Genomic DNA, 22,934 nt, shown 5'->3' on the forward strand with positions numbered 1-22,934 from the left:
AACCCGCCGCCTTATGTTTTAGCCGGTTGCGCGGGCGTTCTTATTCGCCGGCTTGGGATCTTTGCGCGCGTTGGCGTCGATGAAATCGAGCACCAAGGGCCGGATGTTGTTGCGCCAGGAGCGGCCCGCGAAGATGCCGTAATGCCCGGCCTCGGGTTCCAGATAGCTGGCCTTGAGGCTGTCGGGCAGGCCGGTGCACAGATCCAGCGCCGCGACGCATTGACCGGGGGCCGAGATGTCATCCTTGCCGCCTTCGACGGTCTTGACGGCGACGCGGGTGATCTTGCCCAAATCCACCTTGTGCCCGTTCACGACAAACCGGTTTTGCGCGATTTCCAAGCCTTTGAAAATACGCTCTACCGTGGAGAGGTAGAATTCGGCGGTCATGTCCATGACGGCCAGATATTCATCGTAAAAGCGGTTGTGGGCGTCGTTGTCAGAGGCTTCGCCGCCCGCGACACGCATGATCTGATCCGAAAAGGCCGTGGAGTGGCGTTCGGCATTCATTGACATGAACGAGGCAAGTTGCAGCAGGCCAGGATACACCTGACGGCCGACGCCTTTATACTTGAACCCGACCCGTTGGATCATGGTTTCCTCTAGCTGGCCCATGGTGACGCGGCGGCCAAAGTCTGTCACATCGGTTGGGGTGGCATCGGGGTTGATCGGCCCGCCGATCAAGGTCAGCGTGCTGGGCTGTGCGTCTGGGTCCAGTTCCGCCAGATAGGCGGTGGCGGCCAGTGTCAGCGGCGCGGGCTGGCAGACGGCGATCACATTGACGTCTGGGCCCAGTGCCTTCATGAAATCGACAAGATAGAGGGTGTAATCCTCGATATCGAATTTGCCTTCGGACACGGGAATATCGCGCGCGTTATGCCAGTCGGTGACATAGACCTCGCAATTCACGATGAGCGATTTCACCGTCGAGCGCAGAAGCGTGGCGTAATGGCCCGACATCGGCGCGACCAGCAAGATCTTGCGCGGTTGTTCCGGGCGGCCCGAGACGTTGAAGTGGATGAGATCGCCAAAAGGGCGCGAAACGACGGTTTCAATGTTCACGAGGTGATCGCGGCCATCCTCATGGGTAAAGGTGCGAATGCCCCAGTCAGGCTTGGACACCATACGCTTGAAGCTGCGTTCTGTTACTTCACCCCAAGCTGCCATCCATTGCAAAGCAGGGTTTGGCACCATACTGAAAAGCGGATAGGATGCGAGTGAGAGGGCGGAGGCACCCAGCCATTGATTGGTATTTCGGAGGGATTCCATCAGGTCGTATGTGGCCATGTAGCGCATGTTCGTCTCCTGTTCGGGCGGGTGGCCCGGTTTGCTCGTCGTATGATCCCCTCCGATCAATATGACGCTATGCTGCATAGCAGAAAATGTTAAGGGGAAATAGTCAAAATGGCAACGCAAGACGATGTCGCAGGGCAGAATCTGGAAAAACTCAACGAGAACCTTGCCAAGGTCGAGCAGCTTTCTCAGCGGCTGATTCAAGCACTTGCTGCGCGTAATCCTGCCAACCCCACTTTGAACGGCCCCAATCAAGAGCTTTTTGCCAAGGCGGCAAAATCCTATTGGGCCGAGGCGGTTGAGAATCCCGGCAAGATCTATGAGCAGCAGCTGGAATATTGGGGCAAGTCGGTGCGCCATTTTCTAGAGGCGCAGCAGGTCATGCTGCGGGGCGAACCGGTGGCAGAGGAAGCAGAGCCCGATCCCTTGGCGGGCGACAAGCGGTTTTCCAACCCGCTGTGGAACACGCACCCCTATTTCCGTTACATCAAACAGCAATACGCGCTGAACGCACAGGCCATCGAAAATGCGGTGGGCGATGTCGAGGACCTGCCGCCTAAGGACAAGCGGCGGCTGGACTATTTCGCGCATCAGATCATCGACATGATGTCGCCCACCAATTTTCTGGGCACCAATCCCGATGCCCTGGAACGGGCCGTGGCGACTGAGGGCGAAAGCCTGGTCAAGGGGCTGGAAAACCTGATCGCGGACCTAGAGGCCAACAGCGGCGAATTGGTGGTGCGGCTGGCCGATGACAAGGCGTTCAAGCTGGGCGAGAATATCGGCACCACGCAGGGCGAGGTTGTTTACCGCAACCGCATGATGGAGCTGATCCAATACAGCCCCACGACCGAGCAGGTGCATGAGATTCCGGTTGTGATCTTTCCGCCGTGGATCAACAAATTCTATATTCTCGATCTCAAGCCTGACAACAGCATGATCAAATGGGTGGTTGATCAGGGTTACACGCTGTTTGTCGTGAGTTGGGTGAATGCCGATACGAGCCATGCCGAGGTGGGCATGGAAGATTATATCGAAGAGGGCTTTCTGACTGCGATTCGCGAGGCCAAGGCGATCACGGGCCAAAAAGAGGTGAACGCCGTCGGCTACTGCATCGCGGGCACCACCCTGCATATGACTCTGGCGTTGATGGCCAAGCGCGGGGATAAGTCGGTCAAGTCCGCGACGTTCTTTACCGCGCTCACGGATTTTTCGGAGCAGGGGGAATTTACGCCCTTCCTGCAGGATGATTTCATCGACGGGATCGAGGATGAGGTGACACAGCAGGGCGTGCTGCGATCCTTTATCATGGGGCGGACCATGTCTTTTCTGCGGTCGCGTGATCTGATTTATCAGCCCGCCGTGCGCAGCTATATGATGGGCGAGGCCCCGCCCGCGTTTGATCTGCTGTATTGGAATGGCGATGGGGCGAACCTGCCGGGCAAGATGACGGTGCAATATTTGCGTGGTCTGTGTCAGGGCAACCACTTTGTGACCGATGGATTCGAGATTTGCGGCGAGCGGTTGCATATCCGCGATGTCAAAGTGCCGCTGATGTCGATCACCTGCGAGACCGATCACATCGCCGCGTGGAAAGATTGCTATCGCGGGTTCCAGCAGACTGGGGCCAAGGACCGGACATTCATTGTTTCGGAGTCGGGCCATATCGCCGGAATTGTAAATCCGCCCACCAAGAAGAAGTATGGCCATTACACCAATCCGGATCTGAGCGCCGATGCCGAGGCGTGGATGGAAGGGGCGGAATATACCGCCGGATCGTGGTGGCCGCGGTGGGAATCGTGGTTGGCCAAGCGATCTGGCAAGATGATTTCGGCACGTGAACCGGGCGATTCGGAGCATCCGGCATTGGCCCCGGCCCCTGGCACCTATGTGCGTAAAAAGGCAACGCTTTGATCTTTTACGCTTTTTTATTAAGCTCCCGGTGAAAATGCTGCAGTGCAGAAAAAGCTTGAAATGCTGCAGTGCAGCATGTATATCTAAGTGCAGTTACAGAACCGGCGGACTGATCCGCCCTAGCCGAAAGGACCGAACCAATGGCAAAAGCACAAGATTTCACCGCGATGTTCAAAGATGTCATGGGCACATTCCCGGTTGACACCAAAGCTCTGGAAGACGCGTTCAAGAACCAAGCAACCCTGAGCGAGAAGCTCTCGGGTGTGGCTCTGACCGCTGCCGAGAAGTCGGCAGAGATTTCGAACAAGTGGACCAAAGACACGCTCGCCAAGCTGAGCGAAATGTCCAAAGCCAAAGCTGAGCCCGCTGATTACGCCAAGGCGATGACCGATTTCGCATCGGCCAATGCCGAAGTGGCCGCCGAAAACATGGCAGCCTTTGCCGAAGTGGCGAAGAAAGTTCAGATGGAAACCGTTGAGCTGATGCTTGCTGCTGGCAAGACCATGCAGGAAGACGCCACCAAGGTTGTCAAGAAAGCCGCAGACGACGTGACCGCAGCGACCCAGAAGGCAACCGCAGCGGCCAAGTAAGGTTAGCAGACCCATACCCTGATCCCCTCCCTTGAGGGGTATGGACTGCGAAGGGCGAGCCATGCGGCTCGCCCTTTCTTTTTGTGGCGCTTGTGTCTAAGCTGTGCTGCAGCGCTGCATTCTCCGGGAGGATACCCCTTGGCCGACTCCAAAAAACCGCTGCTGATCAAACGCTACGCCAGCAGGCGGCTCTACAATACCGAGACATCCGATTACGTGACCCTTGAGGATATCTCGGAATTCATCCGGGAAGGGCGTGAGGTGCAGATCATCGACCTCAAATCCGGGGATGATCTGACGCGGCAATACCTTCTTCAGATCATTGCCGAACACGAAAGCCGGGGTGAAAGCGTGCTGCCGATCAATGTGCTGAATGATCTGGTGCGCAGCTATACCACGCAGGCGACCAGCGTTGTGCCCGAGTTCCTTGCCGCCAGTTTCGAGATGCTGCGCGACGGGCAATCCAAGATCCTTGAGAATATGACCAAGGCGAATCCTCTGGCTTCGATGCCGGGCATGGAGGCGATGCGCGCGCAGCAAGAGGCCTTTATGAAAGCGATGACAGGTGGGTTCAAGGGCATGGGCACAAGTGCGCCCCAGTCCGAAACGCCCGCAGGTGAGAGCAAGGAGGGGCTGGATGACATCAAGAAACAGCTCGCCGAATTGCAGGACAAACTGTCGAAGCTGGGCAAATAAGCCGACATGGTTGAGAGCCCGGGGCGGATAACCCTGTGGGGGATCGAAGTGTTCATGGCGGCGGCTGATGAGCGCTCTATTTCCGCTGCGGCGCGGCGGTTGGGGGCAAGCCCTTCGGCGGTGAGCCAGCAGTTGACCAATCTCGAAGGGGCGGTCGGGGCCACGCTGTTGCAGCGCAACGCGCGGCCCATCCGCCTGACGCCTGCGGGCGAGATCATGCATCGGCGTGCCTTGGCCATTCTCAACGAGGCGGCGCAGGCGCGGGCAGAGCTGGCGATGTCGCATCTGTCGACGCTGACGCGGTTCCGGCTGGGCATGATCGAGGATCTGGAGGCAGATGTGACGCCGCAGCTTTTGACCCATATGGCGGGTGAGTTGAAAGGCTGTCAGTTTCTGCTGGAGACTGGGGCCAGCCATCATCTTTATGATCAGCTTGATGCGCGCGCGCTAGACGTGATCGTTGCGGCGGAACTGGGCGGTGAGGCGGATTGGGTAGAGGTGCATCCGGTGCTGCGCGAAGGCTTTGCTGTGGTGGCCCCGCGTGGCGTGATCCGACCCGAGCGCGATGTTTTGCGGCAGCTTAAACGCCTGCCGCTCATTCAATACACGCAGCGGCATTATATGGGGCGGCTGATATCGTCCCATCTGGCGCGGCAGAATCTAAGTATTCCACACCGGTTTGAGTTGGACAGCTATCATTCCATTCTGGCCCTTGTGGGGCAGGGGGCGGGGTGGTCGATCCTGACGCCTTTGGCGCTGATGCGGGCGCGGCGCTTTGCCGATCAGATTGATGTGTTCGAATTGCCGATGGCCCCTCTGACACGTACGATCAGCGTGACGGCCCGCAAGGGGATTTTGCAGGACATGCCCGCGACCTTGGCGGAAAAGCTGAAACCCATTCTGCGTGATACGATTGTCACGCCGATTGTGGCGCGGCATCCGTTTCTGGGTGACGGTCTGTCGCTATTCTGAGCCGCTGCGGCGGTCGCGAAAGAAGGTCTTGAGCAGGGTCTCGGCCTCTGTCGCGGCGATGCCGTCATAGATTTCGGGCACATGGTGGCATTGCGGATGGCTGAACACCCGCGCGCCCATGGCCACGCCGCCAGATTTCGGATCGGCGGCACCGTAATAGAGCCGGGCAATGCGGGTGGCTGCGATGGCACTGGCGCACATGGCGCAGGGCTCGAGTGTCACGTAGAGATCATGCCCCGGCAGACGTTCCGAGCCAAGGGCGGCGCAGGCGGCGCGAATAGCCAGTATTTCGGCATGGGCAGTTGGATCGCTCAATTCGCGGGTGCGATTGCCTGCACGTGCCGCAATGGCACCTGACGGGGTGACGATGACCGCGCCCACTGGCACCTCTCCCCGCGCGGCGGCGGCGCGGGCCTCGTCGAGAGCGATATCCATATAGCTGCGAAATGTCATGTGCCGCTTGTGCCGCGTGCAAGACGCTTTCGCAAGCGCTGCAATTGCGCTATGCGCGGCGCATGAACAACAAAACCCCAGAGAAAAAGCCCCCCGAGGGCGAGCGTATCGCCAAAGTCATCGCCCGCGCCGGGATTGCCAGCCGCCGCGAGGCTGAGCGATTGATCGAAGAGGGGCGCGTCACGGTCAACGGGCAAAAGGTGCTGCGCGCTGCGCTTAATGTCACCCCCGCTGACAAGGTGGTGGTGAACGGGCGCGCGCTTGAGGCAGCAGAGCCGGCGCGGCTTTGGCTGTATCACAAGCCCACGGGCCTTGTGACGACGACGCGCGACGAGAAGGGGCGCCGCACGATCTATGACGATCTTCCCGAGGACATGCCGCGCGTGATGAGTGTGGGTCGGCTTGACCTTAATTCCGAAGGGCTGCTGCTCTTGACCAATGACGGCGAGTTGAAGCGCAAGCTTGAACTGCCCTCGACCGGCTGGCTGCGCCGTTACCGGGTGCGGGTGAATGGACGGCCCACGGATGCCAGTTTTGAGCCATTGCGCAAAGGGTTGGTGGTGGATGGCGAGGCGTTTCAGCCGATGATCGTCAGTCTTGATCGTCAGCAGGGGGCCAATGCCTGGATCACGGTGGCCATTCGTGAGGGCAAGAACCGTGAAATCAGGCGCGCGATGGAGGCGGTGGGGCTGGTGGTGAACCGGCTGATCCGGCTGTCCTATGGCCCGTTTCAACTGGGTCAGTTGAAGCCCGGTGCGGTGGAAGAGATTCGGCCGCGCGTGATGCGCGATCAGTTGGGCATGCCGCAAGAGCCCGAGGCCGAACCCGCCAAGCCCGCCCGCCCCAAGCCACAGCGACGGCGGCGCTGAGAACGCTCCAAGAGGATTGCGTAATTCGTGTGTGTTGATCCGGATCAAGGATCGGTCGGCTCTTGACGCCTAGGGTCAGGGGCGAGCAATCAAGAAGGAGAGATGCGCGATGTCCAACACCCCCCACGAACTGCTGGAAGAATTTCCGCAACTGGCTGACAAGATCAGCGAACTCAAGCAGTCGGATGCGCATTTTGCCAAGTTGGCCGAGGAATATCACGCGCTGAACCGCGCGGTTCACCGGGCCGAAACGCTGGTCGAACCGGTGGAGGAGCTGACCGAAGTCGAGATGCGCAAGAAGCGCGCGGCGCTGAAGGATGAGCTATACCGGATGCTGACGGCCTGAGACGGCACTTCGGTGAAGATAGCGCGCAAGGCGGTGGGCCCGTCTTGCGCGTTTTGCTTTTCGCGGCTTAGGTGCGTATCCCCGAAAACCGGGTTTGCCAATCTTCGCGGGCCTCGTCGGTGATCTTGGAAAAGAGCACATCGGGGGTTGTGAAGGCGTGGTTGGGGCCGAGCATTTCGAGGGCGGCGGGCACATCGTCGGGCCAATTGTCATCATCCGTCTGCATCGCGGTCAGCATGGCGGCGGCGGCATCGGGGATGAATGGCGCGCTGAGGACCGCGTAAAGGCGGATGAGGTTGAGCGCGAGGCGCGTTTGCATGGCGGCGCGCTCGGGGTCTGCTTTGAAGGTAGACCAAGGGGCTGCTTCTTGCAGGTACTCGTTGCCCTCAACCCAGATGGCGCGCAAGGCGCTTGCGGATTTGCGCACCTCCATCGCCTGCATATGGGCTTCATATTCGCGGATGCGGGTTGTGAGCCGCTCGATCAGCGCTGTTTCCTGCGCGCCATAAGCGCCGCCCGTTGGCACCACCTCGCCGAATTTCGAGCGGCAGAATTTGGTCACGCGGGACACGAAATTGCCCAGAACGTCGGCAAGGTCCTTGTTCACTGATGCCTGGAAGTTTTCCCATGTAAACTCGCTGTCCGAGCTTTCGGGTGCATGGCTGAGCAACCACCAGCGCCAGTAATCGGCGGGCAGGATTTCGAGCGCCTGATCCATGAAGACGCCGCGCCCGCGCGACGTGCTGAACTGGCCACCGTCGTAGTTGAGGTAGTTGAAGGATTTGATGTAGTCGACCAGCTTCCACGGCTCTGCGGAACCCAGGATCGTGGCGGGAAAGCTGAGCGTGTGGAAGGGCACATTGTCCTTGCCCATGAATTGCGTATAGCGGACATCGTCAGCCCCCTTGTCGGTGCGCCACCAGCGTTCCCAAGCGGAGGCCTCAAGCCCATGCGCCTCGGCCCATTCGGCCCCACAGGCGATGTATTCGATCGGGGCATCGAACCAAACGTAGAAAACCTTGCCGTCCATCCCCTGCCACGGGGCATCGTCGAACTGCACCGGAATGCCCCAGTCAAGATCGCGGGTGATGCCGCGATCCTGCAAGCCATCGCCGTCATTGAGCCATTTCTTGGCAATAGAGGTGGTGAGGATTGGCCAGTCGGTCTTGCTGTCGATCCAAGCCTCAAGCGCGTCTTTCATCTGTGACTGGCGCAGGTAGAGATGCTTGGTCTCGCGCATCTCGAGATCGGTGGCGCCCGACACCGCTGAGCGCGGGTTGATCAGATCGACCGGGTCAAGCTGCTTGGTGCAGTTGTCGCATTGGTCGCCCCGCGCGCTCTCGTAGCCGCAATTTGGGCAGGTGCCCTCGATATAGCGGTCAGGCAGGTAGCGCCCGTCGGTGGGCGAATACATCTGCGTTTCCGAGACTTCGCGGATCAGCCCCTGATCATGCAGGCGCTTGGCGAAATTCTGGGTCAGGCGGCGGTTCTGGGATGAGGAGGAGCGCCCGAAATGGTCAAAGCTGAGGCGAAAACCGCGCGCGATTTCGGCCTGAACGGCGTGCATTTCGGCGCAATAGTCCGCGACTGGCTGGCCTGCCTTGGCGGCTGCCAATTCAGCGGGGGTGCCATGCTCGTCTGTGGCGCAGAGAAACAGCACCTCGTGGCCGCGGGCGCGGCAGTAGCGGGCAAAGAGATCGGCGGGAAGTTGCGAGCCCACGAGATTGCCGAGGTGCTTGATCCCGTTGATGTAGGGGATCGCCGAGGTGATGAGATGCCGTGCCATATCGCGCCTGTTCCTTGACGGTTTGGCCCCGTTTAGCTTGGTTTTGCAGGCAGTTCTAGCGTTCGTTCCCGTCTTTGTCGCGGCTGCGCCCGGTGAGGCGACCGATCAGGAAGGAGGTGCGCGGCGACCAGACATAGGCGGTGCGGCGTTCGGCGACTGGGCGGGCGCGCATGCGAACAAGGCCAAAGACGACAAGGAGGGCGTGACCAGCGGCGATCATCACGAACATGGCGGGGGGGCCGTAGGCCTCGATCAGGGTGGAGGCCATGAGGGGGGCCGCGATGGCGCCCACGGCGAAAAAGAACATGAGGGCGGCGGAAAGTTCCACACGTTCATGCGCCTCGGCGAAGTCATGGGCGTGGGCGGCACTGACCGAATAGATGGGAAAGGTGGTCATGCCAAAGAAGAAGGCGGTCATCAGGATGCCGAAGGTGTCGAGATTTTCGGTCATGGCGGTGGCGACCGAGGACAGGATCGCCGCGATCGAGAGTCCGATCAGGACCCAGCGGCGGTCATAGCGATCCGCGAGCCAGCCGACCGGGTATTGCGCGACCGCGCCGCCCAGAACGAAGACGGCGAGAAAGCCTGCGATCTGGTCCACGGCTAGACCCACCTGCTGGCCGTACAAGGGGCCGACCATGCGGAACGAGGCACTGGAGAGGGCCGCGACCAGCACGCCCGCCGCCGCCAGTGGCGAGCAGGCGATGAGCAGCATGGGGCGCAGGCGGGGGGCGTCTGGCGTTTCGGGTTCGCGCAGGCGCGACAGGGTGAGCGGCAAAAGCGCAGCACAGCACAGGAGCGCCAGCAGGTTGTAAGAGACGTAAGAGGCCGGTGCTAAAACAGAAATCAGCAATTGGGCGGCGAGAGATGCGCCCATGTCGACCACGCGGTAAATGCCCATGGCGCGCCCGCGTGTTTCATTCGTGACCTTGGCCTGAAGCCAAGCCTCGATCACAGTGTAACAGCCCGCCACGCAGAGGCCAGAGGCCACGCGCATCAGCGCCCAAGCGTAGGGGTCGATCACCAGCATATGTGCCAGAAGGCCGATGGCCCCCGCCGAGGTGAAGGCGGCGAAGGCGCGGCTATGCCCGATGGTGCCCATCAGGCGAGGGGCGAACCAGCAGCCGATGAAGAAACCCACGAAATGCGCCGAGCCGAGGAGTCCGATCTGGGCCGTGGTGAAATCCAGTGCCAGACCTGAGAGCGCATCAAGTGGCCCCACGCCGCCTGTCGAGAGTTGCAGGAGCACGACCGAGAGAAAGAGGGCGGCGAAGGAAATGAGCAGGCGCATGGTGGGGCTACCATGGCAGGACGAAGGATGAGGGACCAGATGTTTTCGACATCCCGCGTCGGTTTCGGGCAGGGGGGTGCGAATGGGGGAGAGGTGGGGGAAGGATGGGGATTGGGGGGCGGTGGGAATGGGGCCACTTGGAGGGACGCGTGTCTGATCTGTGGTTGTAGTCTATGCGAATGGCAGCAAGGCGCGGGAAACGGGATATGCAAAGGTGGTGTCGTTTCCCGATAGAGGCCTTTCGTGCCCCGTGCGGCGAATGTCTGGTTCGAGCCCATTTTTCCAGATGCTGCACGGCGCACGAATGTCGGCTTCCGCGTCAGCTGCGCTGAAGCCTCCTAGCATCCTGGCGCAAAGATGAGGCGAATGAACCCTTGATGATTCTTGAAACGAGGTCATTGTTCGGCTCGTTATCGTTCGAACAATGAATAGAAATCGCGATATCAGGTAGCGGCGGCAAACCGATCTGCCCATCAACAATTTGCAACGACGCCGGAATGCAGGAGGCTTCCATGACCCCGATCCCGGAACCGTTGAGAAGCGCACCTTCGATCAAGGCCATGCTTCTGGTTGAATACGCAATGCGCCACTTTCTTTCTGTCTGCTTTAGTGCGTCCAGTGCGACGACACGGCTCGCGCAGTCTGGCGGCCACAGAACCAATGACAGAGCGGTCTCGGGGTCATCCGTATAGCCTGGTGAGGCAACCCAATGCAGTGGCTCATAGCAGATGATCTGCCCCGACACTGACTCTGGCGTGTGGACCCCGACGGCGACATCCAGGTCCCCACTATCAATCATACGGAGCAAGTCGGGTGTGTTTTCGCAGACGACCTCGATCTGAAGTCGCGGGTGTTCTGCATTTATGATCGACAGCAATATTGGCAAAACGAGTGTAGCGTAATCGTCCGGCGCACCGATGCGAACGCGTCCTTCTGCCTCGGGGTGCCGTATCTGCGACAGCGCAGTATCGTTCGCTATCAGTATGCGCTTCGCGAAGACCTTCAATGCTTCGCCGGTCGGCGTGATCGAGACGGATTGGCGCGTCCGCTCGAACAACGGTTTTCCTACGATCTCCTCCAGGCGCTTTATCTGAAGGCTGACAGCGGATTGCGTCCGCGACACCGAATGTGCTGCCTTTGTGAAACTCAGGTGGGCTGCAACCGCCATGAACGACCGCAACAGGGCAATTTCCAGATCACGATGCATCTCACATATTCCCTATGCTCATCAACATGACAAGTGTAATTCGTTTCCGCTATGATCGGAAGGGCGTTAACACGGGTCCATATCGGTAGCGTACGCTGTGCCCGATCAATGGAAAAAGCCAAAGTGCGCCAAGACTGGGGAGAACAGAAAATGAATGAGGCAGAAGCTCGGCTGGACCTAGCATCCGTCCATCGGATACTTGCGATGGAGGGTTTGAACGAAGGCACGTGGAACCATTTCAGCTGCAAGATCGGGAATGGCGTGCAATATTTGGTGACGCCCGGCTCCACCCATTTTTCAATGGTGAGCGCAAGCTCTCTGCTTCTGTATGGCCGAGATGGAGAACTGATTTCCGGCAATGGCCAAGCGAACCATGATGCGCTGCCTATCCACCTTCCGATTTATGAAGCTCGGTCAGATGTGAACTGCATCCTGCACTTCCACTCTCCACATGCGACCGCGCTGACCGTGTTTAAACAGATACGTTTTGACACCCGCCTGAGCCAAACTGCGGCCTATTTCCATGGGAAGGTATCTTACCTCGACACCTACGCCGTACCGCGCACCAATACTGAGGAAGGCGAGGAAATGGCTCATGCGCTCGGCGACAAGAAGGTTCTTTTCATGAAGAACCACGGCGTGTTGATCGCTGCTTCGTCCCTGGCAGACGCATCCGTGTCAGCCTACCAGCTCGAACGGGCTTCTCGAATTCAGCTCCTGGCGGCGGCGACCGGCGCAGAAACCGAACCGATGAGCGAGGAACACGCTGAATTGCTGGCCCGCGAAGAGTGCAACGGCGAGCCGGACTATCTGGACGGCATGAAGCGCCTGCTTGAACGGACTCAACCAAATTTTAAAGAATAGGACGTGTCACATGGATGATTTGCTGAGACTGTTTTCTGAGAACAGGCCAACGACACTTACGTTCGACTGCTACGGAACGCTTGTGGATTGGGAGGGTGGAGCAGCCAAAGCGCTGCGCAGATTCTATGGTTTTTCGGATCAGCTCGTTTCTGATGCCGCACTGATCGACATGTTTCTGGCGCTGGACGCGGCTGAAATCCGCAAAGACATCTTTCCCTACAGCGCTGTCTTGCAGAGTGTTGCCGATCAGATCGCCGACAAGCTACTTGGCAAAGCAGACCCTGAACTGAGCAAGGCTTTTTCGCAATCACTCCCAACTTGGCCTGTCTTCGCTGAAACAAATGAGGCTCTGGCACATCTGGCGAAGCACTTTCGTCTGGCGGTTATTTCAAATGTCGACGACGATCTTATCTCGACGACCCTAACGGGCATCGACGCGACCTTTGCCGAAGTTGTCACATCGCAGCAGGCAGGGTGCTACAAGCCTGACATGCCGATCTTCGAGGTGACCATTCGCAAACTGGATGAAGCGCCAGACAGGATCATCCACATCGCTGAAGGGCTTGGCGAAGCCCAACCCGCAAAGTCGTTGGGCATGAAGAGCATCTGGGTGGAACGGTCATCGCGGTCGGATGACGGCAGCAACGCCACGCCACATGCCAAAGCACCCAGTCTTATGGAGATTGTTGAAGCCGCTCAGTCCGGCATGGCGACATAGTGCCGTGCTTACCCCCTTTTTTCGGGCCAAGCGCCTATCAACACACTCAAAACAGGTAATCCATGATTGATATTGAAAAAATTCGCGCGGAAACCCCCGGCTGCCAGCGCGTGCTTCACTTTAACAATGCGGGGTCATCGCTGATGCCCACGCCGGTTTTCGATGCGCTGCAACGTGTTCTGCGCGACGAAAACGAGGTTGGTGGATATGAGGCGGAGCGGCGCGCTCAGGATGACATTCAAGCGTTCTACACCGAATTTGCGGGGCTGCTGAACGCCAACCCGGACGAAATTGCCTACATCGAGAACGCAACGCGCGCCTGGGATATGGCCTTCTATGGGCTGGATTTGAGGCCGGGGGACAGGGTAATTACCCACGAGTCAGAATATGCGTCCAATTATCTCGCGTTTCTGCAACAGTCACGGCGTCTCGGATTTGAAATTGACCTGGTGCCCTCCGATGAGTTCGGCCAGATCGACGTCGCGGCATTGGACAACATGATAGGACCAAAGACAAAGCTGATCGCGATTACCCATGTTCCAACACAAGGCGGTTTGATTAACCCTGCCGCCGAAGCGGGGAAAGTCGCGAAGAAACATGGCGTCCTCTATATGCTGGATGCCTGCCAGTCCGTCGGACAGATTGACGTAGATGTCGTAGAGATCGGTTGCGACATTCTTTCCGGCACCGGGCGCAAGTTTCTGCGGGGCCCCAGAGGAACGGGGTTTCTCTATGTCCGAAAAGAAATCCTCGATCAAATCGACCCGCCATTTGTCGACCTGCACTCCGCGACGTGGACCGAGGCAAACGGATATGAACTGGCGGATGGCGCGAGACGGTTCCAGAACTGGGAGAGCTACATCGCGGGTCGCGTTGGTCTGATGGAAGCTGTGCGATATGCTCGCAAGGTAGGGCTTGCTCAGATCGAGGCCCGTGTGGCTCAACTCGCGGCGAGCCTTCGCGAAGCCCTTTCAGAGATTGCAGGCGTCGAAGTGCATGACCTCGGCTGCAAAAAATCCGGGATTGTCACATTCACGAAAGACGGCATCGACTCCAGGGTGATCGCGGAAACCTGTCGTGATCTGGGGATCAATGTTTCTGTCGCTCCCATCACCGCCGCCCGTCTTGATTTCGAAGCGCGCAAATTACCGGCAATGGTGCGGGCGTCCGTTCACTACTTCAACACGGACGACGAAACCGACCGATTTGCCAACGTTCTCAAGCAGGCCTAAGCGCAAGTTGACATTGGTGTACACGCAGCGAATTCACACTTCGTCCCGCATAGCTGTCGCCAGGGCGGCGCACTTGCTTGGACGTGAAGAGCCCTTTGCGGACGGCCGTTGATTCCCGCTATACCATCAGGAAATGCCGTCCAATGTGAGGTCTATCCATGCGAATGTATCAGGTCGATGCGTTTACCGATCAGCTTTTCGCGGGCAATCCGGCTGCTGTTTTAGTCCTTGAAGACTGGCTTCCTGACGACCTGATGCTGGCGATCACGCAGGAAAACAACCTCGCCGAGACGGCCTTTGTCAAACCGCGTCCGGATGGCGCGTGGGATTTACGCTGGTTCGCCCCTGCGCATGAGGTGAATTTTTGCGGGCACGCCACCCTGGCAACGGCGCATATCTTGTTGACGAAGCAAGGGGCCGCTTCCGATCTTGTTTTTCATACCCGCGTCGGTGAGTTAAAAGTGTCGAAGGAAGCGCAGGGATACCGGCTCGATATTCCCCGCTTGGTTCCCGAAGCCGTCGAGAGCCTGCCTAATGAATTCGCGGACATTTTTCCGGCACCGCCCAGTAGCATCTTTCGCAACTTCGAGAATTTTTTCGTAGACCTCGGCAGTGCCGACGCCGTCCGCAGCTTCGAACCCGATTTCGCGGCAATTGCGAAGCTCGGCCCTGTCGGTCTTGTGGTGACGGGGGCTGATACCGAGGAAGCGCGGGCGGATTTCGTGTCCCGCTATTTCGCACCCGGTGCGGGCATTCCTGAAGATCCGGTCACGGGCTCTATTCACGCAACTCTGGTGCCCTATTGGGCTGAGAAGCTAGGCCGCAACAGGCTCATGGCCTGTCAAGCTTCGATGCGCGGTGGCTGGCTTGACTGTGAACTGACCGAAAAGCGCGTCCTACTGGCTGGCGATGCGGTGACATTCATGGAGGCTACGATTTTCCTACCGGACACCGTGTAATTTGACCGTCCGCTTCGTCCCGCACAGTTTGAGTTCAGCCTCGTCCAGATATCGCGCTTGCAGCGAATGACCGCAAAGCGGGCTGCGACCGCAGCATCTTGTATGGTCGGTGAAAGGCAGGAATGGGCCGGGACAAGCGGCGTTTACCGGCGCGATGGATCACTTCACTTTTCGTGTGCCTTGGCATTTCGGGTAGCGCGAACAGCCGAAAAATGTTTGTCCTGTCTTACGACTAGTTCGTTCAATCATCTTCTCTCCACATCGAGGGCATACTGTAAGGTCAGTTTCCTTTTTGCTGACCTTTTCTTTGACGTGCTGGACGTGGGCGCGTCTTTGTTCCTTGCTCGCCTGCAAGGTGCTGTTTCGCAACTGGTGGGCAAACTCACGCACTTCGGCGTCAGTGAACTGAACGGTCCGTTGCGATGCAACATAGTTGTATAGATCGCCTCGGCTCCAAAACACATTCCACGGCATTTCGGTTTTTGGCTCAGCGGAGCCGACGAACACGACGAGATTTTCAAGTTGATCAAGCCGAATACCAAGTAGGTCTTGCACAACCCGCACGTGAAGGTAGTTCTGGCGCAATGGGTTCTGAAACCGTGACTTGTGGCGACGCATAACCTGCGTCCAACTCACTTGGTCTTCCCCTCCGAAGATCCAACCTGACATATTCTTGGTTTCGATCACGAATACGCCGAAGCGTGACAGAACGATGTGATCGATTTGTGTCGTTCCTTGCAGTGTCGGCAAGGTGAGATCTTCGATGAGGGTGTAGTCCTGTTCATCCAGCTTTTGGCTAAGCGTTGCATTCACACGTCTCTCGCCGGCAGCGCCGATCACCGATGGGGACTTCAGATAGAAGTATAGAACCCCGACGCCGAGCGCGAAAAGAATCCACAGTATTTCCAATTGCGTCCAGTTCTCTGCCTTGTGTCTAATCCGTTGAGCAGTATTCGATTTGGAGCGTTTGATAAATACAAGACACAAGGTCGCATCTGGCTGAAGCAACAGTTGCGTGTCCGCTTTGGAGGAGGCCGCAGCGCAGCTCCAACAGCGCTCGACTGGCTGCTTAGGGGCCGAGACGGTTTGCTTTTGTCATCGCACCGACAAACTTGTTGCTATGGACCAAACATGGATTCCATTAGTCTCAAGTTCTATTCTACGCTTGGTTTCGGGATAGCGTGGCGATGAGAAGAAGACGTATCGGCTGCCCTCTGTTCTGGTCGACAACTTCACCAAATCTTTTTTCAGCTTATTATTGTTACGCGGATCGACTGCGGCAAAGGTCTCAGCGCCAACTTGCCCCTCGTTGATGCTCATGATGTCGAGAGGGTGCGACATATATGCGCCTGGTGCAATCACGTATCCTGGCTCTCCCGGATGGAGATCAAACAACAGTCGTGCACCTTCTAAGGCGACGATGTAAGTTGCAGTCTGATTGACCTGTTCGATTAAGTTAAGCGCGTGGCCTGCTAATGGGTGAAATCCCACAGCATCGAACTTGATTGCTCGAAGCAGCTCCATTGGGCTGCCAGAATGCTGCTTGATCCAATTGTAAGACAGTTCAGCAGAGGAGTGAATAGCGCCCAGATGCTCATCTATGTCTTGTTTGCAATAAACGGTGAAATACTGCGCCACGCTTTTTACTCTTCTTAAATTTCCAAGTTTATGACGCGTGAAGCAGCCGACGCAAGATGGACGTCTTAGCTAACTATCACACCAATCTTTTCTTTTTTGATCTTTTCGCAGCGATCCCCAATGCCTTGTATAGAGAAGCCATCACGCAACTGGTGTGTTCCCTTTAACGATTTTGGTCGGGCGCGCCCACCTGCAGTTTGCCTTCGAGAAGGGCGGAACGCAAGCATTCGATCCTCTCAGACGTTGCGTTGCTGCTTTCCGAAAGCGGTGGCTTGAGGCTTGGCGTAAAGCTTTGGCTGGCGGAGTTTCTGCACTGCGAACGAACAAGACGCCGGGTGTGTTTTCCACATTCACGCTATCGTTGATATGCAGCGTTACCTCACCCGTTAAATGGACCTAATTCTTTGATGTGGGAGCGGAGTGCATTGCATGCCGGTGCCATAAGTGCTGCAGCATCTTTGCCGGCCTGATAGCTGTAGGGAATGGTAGTAACACCCGCCAGGTCGCTTGGGATGTTGATTGCCACTGAGAATTGACCCGGCATTGTCACCGAGAACTGACCCGCCCAGTGGTTATGTTCTGCGTATCATGATGGCGTCAATGCTGGTGTTTCCTTCCGTTTCTTTTTCGCTGTTTCTGAGCTGGCCTTGAAGCGGTAGCTGTCATTGCCGGTCTCCAGAATGTGGCAGCGGTGGGTGAGGCGATCGAGCAGCGCGGTGGTCATTTTGGCGTCACCAAAGACCGTAGCCCACTCGGCGAAGCTCAGGTTGGTGGTTATGATGACGCTGGTGCGCTCGTAGAGTTTGCTCAGAAGATGGAAGAGCAAGGCCCCGCCGGAGGCACTGAACGGCAAATATCCCAACTCATCGAGGATCACGAGGTCGGTTTTGACCAGCGCCTCGGCAATCTTTCCGGCCTTGCCCTGAGCCTTTTCCTGCTCCAGGGCATTAACCAACTCGACCGTTGAGAAGAAGCGCACGCGCTTGCGGTGATGTTCGATGGCTTGGATGCCGAGGGCCGTAGCCACATGCGATTTCCCCGTGCCGGGACCGCCGATCAGGACCACATTTTCAGCGGCATCCATGAACTCGCATCGATGGAGCTGGCGGACCAGAGCTTCCCGCATTTCACTGGCCGCGAAGTCGAAGGCGGACAAGTCCTTGTATGCCGGGAAGCGGGCAGCCTTCATGTGATAGGCGATCGAGCGCACCTCCCGCTCGGCCATTTCGGCCTTGAGCAGTTGCGACAGGATCGGCATGGCGGACACGAACGCGGGCGACCCTTGCTCGATGAGATCGCCCACGGCCTGCGCCATCCCGGGCATTTTGAGGCTACGCAGCATGATGACGATGGCTGCTCCGGCGGGATCATGACGCATGGCGCGTGCCTCCCTTATTCTGAGCCTGTCGCAGTCCGTCATAGCGTGCAACATTGGCCTCAGGTTCCTTGCTCAGAGAGAGGGCCGACGGCGGCGTTATATCGGGCTGGTCGGTCGGTTTTCCGTCTACCAACCTGTGGAGCAGGTTCAGCACATGGGTCTTTGTGGGCACGCCGGCCTCCAGAGCCATTTCCACTGCGCGAAGCACAGACTGCTCGTCATGGTGCAGAACAAGCGACAAAATATCGACCATCTCACGGTCCCCACCAGGCCTGCGCAGCATCTGTCCCTGCAACTTGCGGAAGGCCTCTGGCATCTCGGCAAAGGGTGCCCCATTGCGCAGCGCCCCGGGTTTGCGCTGGACCACGGCCAGATAATGGCGCCAGTCATAGATGACGCGCCCAGGCTGGCGGTGCGACCGGTCGATGATGCGCTCATGCGTGCAAATCACATGCCCCTCGGCGACAACTATCAACCGCTCAGGGTAAATGCGCAGACTGACAGGGCGGTTCGCAAAACTGGCGGGCACAGAATAACGGGTGCGATCAAAGGTGATCAGGCAGGTCGGCGAGACGCGCTTTCTTTCCTCGACAAAACCATCGAACATTGTGGGGAGCGGCATAAGCGCAGGCTTCTCAGCCTCCCACACATCGGCGATGCTTCCAGGCAACCTGCCATGGGCCGTCTCAGCCCACAGCAGCTTGCAGCGCTCTTCCAGCCAGTCATTCAGCGCGCCCAGATCCGGAAAGGTCGGCATCAGCTGCCACATGCGATGGCGCGCGTCGCGCACATTCTTCTCGACCTGCCCTTTCTCCCATCCTGCGGCCGGGTTACAGAACTCGGGATCGAAGACATAATGACTGGTCATCGCCGTGAACCGCGCATTCACATCGCGCTTCTTACCAAGTCCAACTTTGTCGACGGCGGTCTTCATATTGTCATAGATGCCGCGGCCCGGGACGCCTTCGAAGACGCGGAACGCATGCCAATGCGCGTCAAACAGCATCTCATGTGTTTGCAGCAAATACGCCCGAACCAGAAAGGCGCGGCTGTGGGATAGCTTGATATGCGCGACCTGTAGTTTGATGCGCTCAGCCCCGACATAGGCCCAGTCCTCGCTCCAGTCGAATTGGAACGCCTCGCCAGGTGCAAACACCAGCGGCACGAAAGTTCCCCGATCCGTCGTGTGATGCGCGCGCTGCCGTTCGCCTTTCCATTGGCGAACGAAGGCTGCAACGCGCTCGTAGGAGCCGTCATATCCAAGCTTTACCAGATCGGCGTGCATCAGCTTCGCCGTCCGGCGTTCTTTGCGTGATTTGCGCTGGTCGGTCGTGAGCCATGCTGTCAGTTGCTTGGCATAGGGATCCAGCTTGCTCGGACGATCCGGCGTCTGAAACGCAGGCTCAACAATCCCCTCCCGCAAATACTTCTTGATTGTGTTACGCGATATGCCCGTGCGCCGAGCAATCTCGCGAATGGGCATCTTGTCTCGCAGCGCCCATGTCCTGATAACCTTCAAAAATCCCATGTCGATCACTCCAAATGCCCCCAGCTGGTTCAAGCCGGGGCAAGGTTGCACATGGGTCAATTCTCAGTGACAATTTTAGCCTTTGCCGGGTCAATTCTCAGTGGCAATCAACAACCAGTGTTGCTGCGTTTGCAGTGCGGCAGTCTCACCGGTCGCTTTCGGCCGAGACTGTGTGAAACCTCAAATCTCGACAACCTGCGAAGAACGTTTTCCTTGGGAAGTCGCCGGTGGCGGTCCAGCCTGGAAAAACATCTGCCCGCCGTGCGTTGGGGAGAACGTTCTTCCGCGACCAACCATGGTCGACCTTGTTTTTACACAGCCTCCGCCCTTTGCGTTAACAATCTGACAAAAACTCAGCAGCCGCGCTGTGAAAATTCCCTATTCAGTGTTGATTGCCACTGAGAATTGACCCGGCAAAGGGGGGTGCGGACGAAAAGTTGGACTGTCTTGGAGATAGTTCATGTATAGCTACGAAGAGCGAATGCGCGCGGTTGAGCTTTATATCAAGCTCGGCAAACGCTTGCGTGCCACCATCCGTGAGTTGGGATATCCAACGAAGAATGCCTTGAAGGTCTGGTATGGAGAATATGAGCGTCGGCAGGATTTGCCGACACGTTCAATGCCGCGCCCGCCCAAGTTTTCGGCGGCACAGAAGCAGATGGCGTTAGATCATTATGCCAGCCAGGGGCGCTGCATTTCATGGACGCTGCGTGCCTTAGGCTATCCTGGTCGGGCGACGCTGACTGCTTGGGTGCGCGAGGCATTTCCCGAAACCAGAACGGTTACGGTCGGTGCCCGTGCCCGAGGCCGTGGAACTTACTCTGACGCTGTGGAGCAGGCCGGCGTGGTTGGGCTTTATAGTCGTCAAGAAAGTGCGCAGGCTTTGGCAGAAAAGGTCGGAGTTAGCAGGCCGACGCTGTATGCTTGGAAAAACCAGCTCCTTGGCTCGGAGGCTCCTGCCACGATGAAACGCAAGAAAAATGCTTCCTTGGATCCAGAGATCGAAGAATTGGAACGTCAGCGTGAAGCCCTGCAACGCGACATCCGCGAACTTCAGATTGAGCATGACCTGCTGAAGACAGCGAGTGAACTGATAAAAAAGGATCTTGGCGGCGATCTGCAGGGCCTGAGCAATCGGGAAAAAACCATGCTGATCGTCGCCCTAAAAAATCGGTATAAGGCACCGGCACTATTGGCCCGGCTGGGTCTCGCGCGCAGTTCTTACTTCTACCATCGCGCTCGTATCACACTGGAAGATAAGTATCTTCCCGTTCGCCACGCCATGAAGGAGGCCTTTGAAAGCAACCATCACTGCTATGGCTACCGGCGCCTCAGAGCTTATATGACACGGCACTCTATCTTGATCTCCGAAAAAGTGGTGCGGCGCCTGATGAAACAGGAAGCTTTGGTCGTCCCAAAGCCCAAGCGGCAGCGTTACAGCTCATATCTGGGGGAGATTAGCCTTGCGCCGGAGAATATCATCAACCGAGAATTCCAGGCGGCCGCGCCAAATGAGAAATGGCTGACTGACATCACCGAATTCCACATCCGCGCTGGTAAGGTTTATCTTTCGCCCATCATCGACTGCTTCGATGGCCTTGTCATTAGTTGGGCCATCGGGACCAAGCCGGATGCTAATTTGGTGAACACCATGCTTGATGCAGCAGTCGAGACCATCGCGGACAGCGAAACGCGGCCCATAATCCACAGCGATCGCGGAGGCCACTATCGCTGGCCTGGCTGGCTGGAACGTGTAGATGCAGCAAAGCTCGTTCGTTCGATGTCACGAAAGGCGAGCTCCCAAGACAATGCCGCATGTGAAGGCTTCTTCGGGCGCTTGAAGACTGAGTTCTTCTATCCTCGTGATTGGCGGGCTTTCACCGCGGCCCAGTTCATTGACGAGGTTGACGCCTACATCCGCTGGTATAACGAAACGCGCATCAAGATGTCCCTTGGTGGTCGAAGCCCAATCGAATACCGTAAAAGCCTAGGACTTATGACGTAAAAACAGTCCAAGCTTTTGTCCGCACCCCGCTCGCACCCCGCCGAATCAATCCGACACGAAAATCAACACTCAAACGTCAACAAGCCTTACAAGAAAAGGCGAAGTTTATGTATGGCGCAACTTATTCGGTTCTTGTATTTTTTCAACATTGTCGTGGCGTGTGTCATAGAAGGGTGTTTCATATGTTGTTGATTGCGCTGGCAGCGGCTGCTTTGGTGGGGGTCAGCCTATACGAACTTTTCGACGATGACGAAGACTCGGACGCTCGCCAGGAAAGTCAGCCGGAGCCCGATGATGCGAGCGAGATTGTCGGCACCTCCTTGAATGAGATCATTTTCGGTGGTCCGAGCGCGCAGTCGATTGATGGCCAGGGCGGCAATGATACAATCGAGGGGCGAGGCGGCGACGACACAATCGTGACGGCTGCTGGTGACGATGTCATCCGGGGCGATGACGGGAATGACAGCGTCGAGGCGTTTGGCGGGAACGATTTGATCCAGGGGAATGATGGAGATGACACGCTGCGCGCTGGCACTGGGGACGATACGGTGCAAGGCGGACTGGGTGATGACAGCATTGGGGGCTGGCGCGGTGCGGACGATCTCGATGGTGGTTTCGGAGACGACGAAATCTTTGGTGGCGATGATGATGATACGCTAACCGGCGGGCAGGGCGCGGATATGTTGTTCGGGCAGGCCGGCGATGATTTCGTTCGTGACAATCAGGGCGCGGACTTCCTGTCTGGTGGCGATGGAAATGATACCCTCGATGCCATGGACGGCGCGACGGATGCGCCCGATACCCTCTTTGGTGGCTTGGGCGACGACCGGTTGCGCGGCGACGCTGGCGACACGCTCAACGGCGATGAAGGGTTTGATGTGTTCGAAGTGATTGTCGATCCGGCAGCTACCGAGCCTGTGGTGATCACCGATCTCTTCGGGACGAGGCCCGAGGGTGTGGGAATCTTCCCAGAGAACGGTCGGGTCATTTTCTCCAACCCGGATGGAAATTTCCTATCGGCCGATGCGCTGAGCGGACCCAATGGTATCAATTTCTTTGAGCAGGGTGACGGAACCATGGTTCTGGTCAATAATCAGCCAGTGGTCTTTCTGCAAGACACGACCCTGAGCAGAGTCTTGAGTAGCGACATATGGATCGCCAACTTTCGCCTTGATGAATTGGAGCCGCTTTGAACTCG

Annotated in this window: 21 protein-coding genes; 12 read left to right on the forward strand and 9 right to left on the reverse strand. The window is 57.7% G+C overall.

The features are described from left to right. Window positions 1-18: 18 nt before the first annotated feature. The gene (gene phaZ / locus ROSMUCSMR3_RS13815) at window positions 19-1,293 is read right to left on the reverse strand and encodes a polyhydroxyalkanoate depolymerase (RefSeq protein WP_037296657.1); all 1,275 of its coding nucleotides are present in this window, start codon (window positions 1,291-1,293) and stop codon (window positions 19-21) included. 108 nt (window positions 1,294-1,401) lie between these two features. Here phaZ and ROSMUCSMR3_RS13820 point away from each other — a divergent pair, with 108 nt between their 5' ends. The 4 genes from ROSMUCSMR3_RS13820 (at window position 1,402) to ROSMUCSMR3_RS13835 (ending at window position 5,462) form a co-directional block, all read left to right on the forward strand. Then, window positions 1,402-3,204, forward strand: coding sequence for a PHA/PHB synthase family protein (locus ROSMUCSMR3_RS13820; protein ID WP_008279148.1), 1,803 nt, complete (start codon window positions 1,402-1,404; stop codon window positions 3,202-3,204). Window positions 3,205-3,344: 140 nt separating this feature from the next. Continuing rightward, window positions 3,345-3,794, forward strand: a complete 450-nt coding sequence (locus tag ROSMUCSMR3_RS13825) for a hypothetical protein (RefSeq protein WP_008279146.1) — start codon at window positions 3,345-3,347, stop codon at window positions 3,792-3,794. A 138-nt stretch (window positions 3,795-3,932) separates the two neighbouring features. Then, window positions 3,933-4,490 carry a polyhydroxyalkanoate synthesis repressor PhaR gene (gene phaR, locus ROSMUCSMR3_RS13830; protein ID WP_008279145.1) on the forward strand — a complete coding sequence of 186 codons (558 nt, stop codon included), beginning with the start codon at window positions 3,933-3,935 and terminating at the stop codon, window positions 4,488-4,490. A gap of 6 nt (window positions 4,491-4,496) precedes the next feature. Continuing rightward, entirely contained in the window at window positions 4,497-5,462 is a 966-nt protein-coding gene (locus ROSMUCSMR3_RS13835; protein WP_008279144.1) for a LysR family transcriptional regulator, read from the forward strand. Here ROSMUCSMR3_RS13835 and ROSMUCSMR3_RS13840 read toward each other — a convergent pair. After that, on the reverse strand, window positions 5,454-5,915 hold the full coding sequence (locus tag ROSMUCSMR3_RS13840) for a nucleoside deaminase (protein ID WP_008279143.1): 462 nt from the start codon (window positions 5,913-5,915) through the stop codon (window positions 5,454-5,456). The genes ROSMUCSMR3_RS13835 and ROSMUCSMR3_RS13840 overlap by 9 nt on opposite strands. A 62-nt stretch (window positions 5,916-5,977) precedes the next feature. Between ROSMUCSMR3_RS13840 and ROSMUCSMR3_RS13845 the strand changes: the two genes are divergently transcribed. Together ROSMUCSMR3_RS13845 and ROSMUCSMR3_RS13850 are read left to right on the forward strand one after the other, a co-directional pair. Then, entirely contained in the window at window positions 5,978-6,784 is an 807-nt protein-coding gene (locus ROSMUCSMR3_RS13845) for a pseudouridine synthase (RefSeq protein WP_008279142.1), read from the forward strand. A gap of 109 nt (window positions 6,785-6,893) precedes the next feature. Next, a complete protein-coding gene (locus tag ROSMUCSMR3_RS13850) occupies window positions 6,894-7,130 on the forward strand; it encodes a YdcH family protein (protein ID WP_008279141.1) in 237 nt (78 codons plus the stop codon). Between the two features lie 67 nt (window positions 7,131-7,197). Here ROSMUCSMR3_RS13850 and metG read toward each other — a convergent pair whose 3' ends face one another. The 3 genes from metG to ROSMUCSMR3_RS13865 all read right to left on the reverse strand — a co-directional run bounded on the left by metG (window position 7,198) and on the right by ROSMUCSMR3_RS13865 (window position 11,414). Next, window positions 7,198-8,916, reverse strand: a complete 1,719-nt coding sequence (gene metG, locus ROSMUCSMR3_RS13855) for a methionine--tRNA ligase (protein ID WP_081507666.1) — start codon at window positions 8,914-8,916, stop codon at window positions 7,198-7,200. 55 nt (window positions 8,917-8,971) lie between these two features. Then, window positions 8,972-10,207: an MFS transporter gene (locus tag ROSMUCSMR3_RS13860; protein WP_081507667.1), complete on the reverse strand. Its 1,236-nt coding sequence runs from the start codon at window positions 10,205-10,207 to the stop codon at window positions 8,972-8,974. 319 nt (window positions 10,208-10,526) lie between these two features. Next, window positions 10,527-11,414, reverse strand: a complete 888-nt coding sequence (locus tag ROSMUCSMR3_RS13865) for a LysR substrate-binding domain-containing protein (RefSeq protein WP_081507668.1) — start codon at window positions 11,412-11,414, stop codon at window positions 10,527-10,529. 108 nt (window positions 11,415-11,522) lie between these two features. Between ROSMUCSMR3_RS13865 and ROSMUCSMR3_RS13870 the strand changes: the two genes are divergently transcribed. The 4 genes from ROSMUCSMR3_RS13870 (at window position 11,523) to ROSMUCSMR3_RS13885 (ending at window position 15,187) form a co-directional block, all read left to right on the forward strand. Continuing rightward, window positions 11,523-12,278, forward strand: a complete 756-nt coding sequence (locus ROSMUCSMR3_RS13870; protein ID WP_157667302.1) for a class II aldolase/adducin family protein — start codon at window positions 11,523-11,525, stop codon at window positions 12,276-12,278. A 10-nt stretch (window positions 12,279-12,288) separates the two neighbouring features. Continuing rightward, window positions 12,289-12,996, forward strand: coding sequence for an HAD-IA family hydrolase (locus ROSMUCSMR3_RS13875; RefSeq protein WP_081507670.1), 708 nt, complete (start codon window positions 12,289-12,291; stop codon window positions 12,994-12,996). Window positions 12,997-13,058: 62 nt separating this feature from the next. Beyond that, window positions 13,059-14,228 (forward strand): aminotransferase class V-fold PLP-dependent enzyme, encoded by a 1,170-nt coding sequence (locus ROSMUCSMR3_RS13880; RefSeq protein WP_081507671.1) that lies wholly within the window; start codon window positions 13,059-13,061, stop codon window positions 14,226-14,228. Window positions 14,229-14,392: 164 nt separating this feature from the next. Next, window positions 14,393-15,187, forward strand: a complete 795-nt coding sequence (locus ROSMUCSMR3_RS13885) for a PhzF family phenazine biosynthesis protein (RefSeq protein WP_198385526.1) — start codon at window positions 14,393-14,395, stop codon at window positions 15,185-15,187. Window positions 15,188-15,346: 159 nt separating this feature from the next. Here the strand turns inward: ROSMUCSMR3_RS13885 and ROSMUCSMR3_RS13890 are convergent, their stop codons facing one another. The 4 genes from ROSMUCSMR3_RS13890 to istA all read right to left on the reverse strand — a co-directional run bounded on the left by ROSMUCSMR3_RS13890 (window position 15,347) and on the right by istA (window position 19,731). After that, a complete protein-coding gene (locus ROSMUCSMR3_RS13890) occupies window positions 15,347-16,195 on the reverse strand; it encodes a nuclease-related domain-containing protein (protein ID WP_081507673.1) in 849 nt (282 codons plus the stop codon). A gap of 87 nt (window positions 16,196-16,282) precedes the next feature. Further along, entirely contained in the window at window positions 16,283-16,825 is a 543-nt protein-coding gene (locus ROSMUCSMR3_RS13895) for a hypothetical protein (RefSeq protein ID WP_081507674.1), read from the reverse strand. Between the two features lie 586 nt (window positions 16,826-17,411). After that, complete coding sequence (gene istB, locus ROSMUCSMR3_RS13900) at window positions 17,412-18,203, reverse strand: IS21-like element helper ATPase IstB (RefSeq protein WP_081507008.1); 792 nt, start codon at window positions 18,201-18,203, stop codon at window positions 17,412-17,414. Further along, window positions 18,193-19,731 (reverse strand): IS21 family transposase, encoded by a 1,539-nt coding sequence (istA, locus tag ROSMUCSMR3_RS13905; protein WP_081508579.1) that lies wholly within the window; start codon window positions 19,729-19,731, stop codon window positions 18,193-18,195. Before istA ends, istB begins: the two co-directional genes overlap by 11 nt. Before the next feature lie 460 nt (window positions 19,732-20,191). Here istA and ROSMUCSMR3_RS13910 point away from each other — a divergent pair, with 460 nt between their 5' ends. Beyond that, window positions 20,192-21,736 (forward strand): IS3 family transposase, encoded by a 1,545-nt coding sequence (locus ROSMUCSMR3_RS13910; protein WP_081507675.1) that lies wholly within the window; start codon window positions 20,192-20,194, stop codon window positions 21,734-21,736. A 182-nt stretch (window positions 21,737-21,918) separates the two neighbouring features. Further along, the gene (locus ROSMUCSMR3_RS13915) at window positions 21,919-22,929 is read left to right on the forward strand and encodes a calcium-binding protein (RefSeq protein WP_081507676.1); all 1,011 of its coding nucleotides are present in this window, start codon (window positions 21,919-21,921) and stop codon (window positions 22,927-22,929) included. Window positions 22,930-22,934: the final 5 nt, after the last annotated feature.

The sequence above is a fragment of the Roseovarius mucosus genome (assembly GCF_002080415.1).
Lineage (GTDB): Bacteria > Pseudomonadota > Alphaproteobacteria > Rhodobacterales > Rhodobacteraceae > Roseovarius > Roseovarius mucosus_A.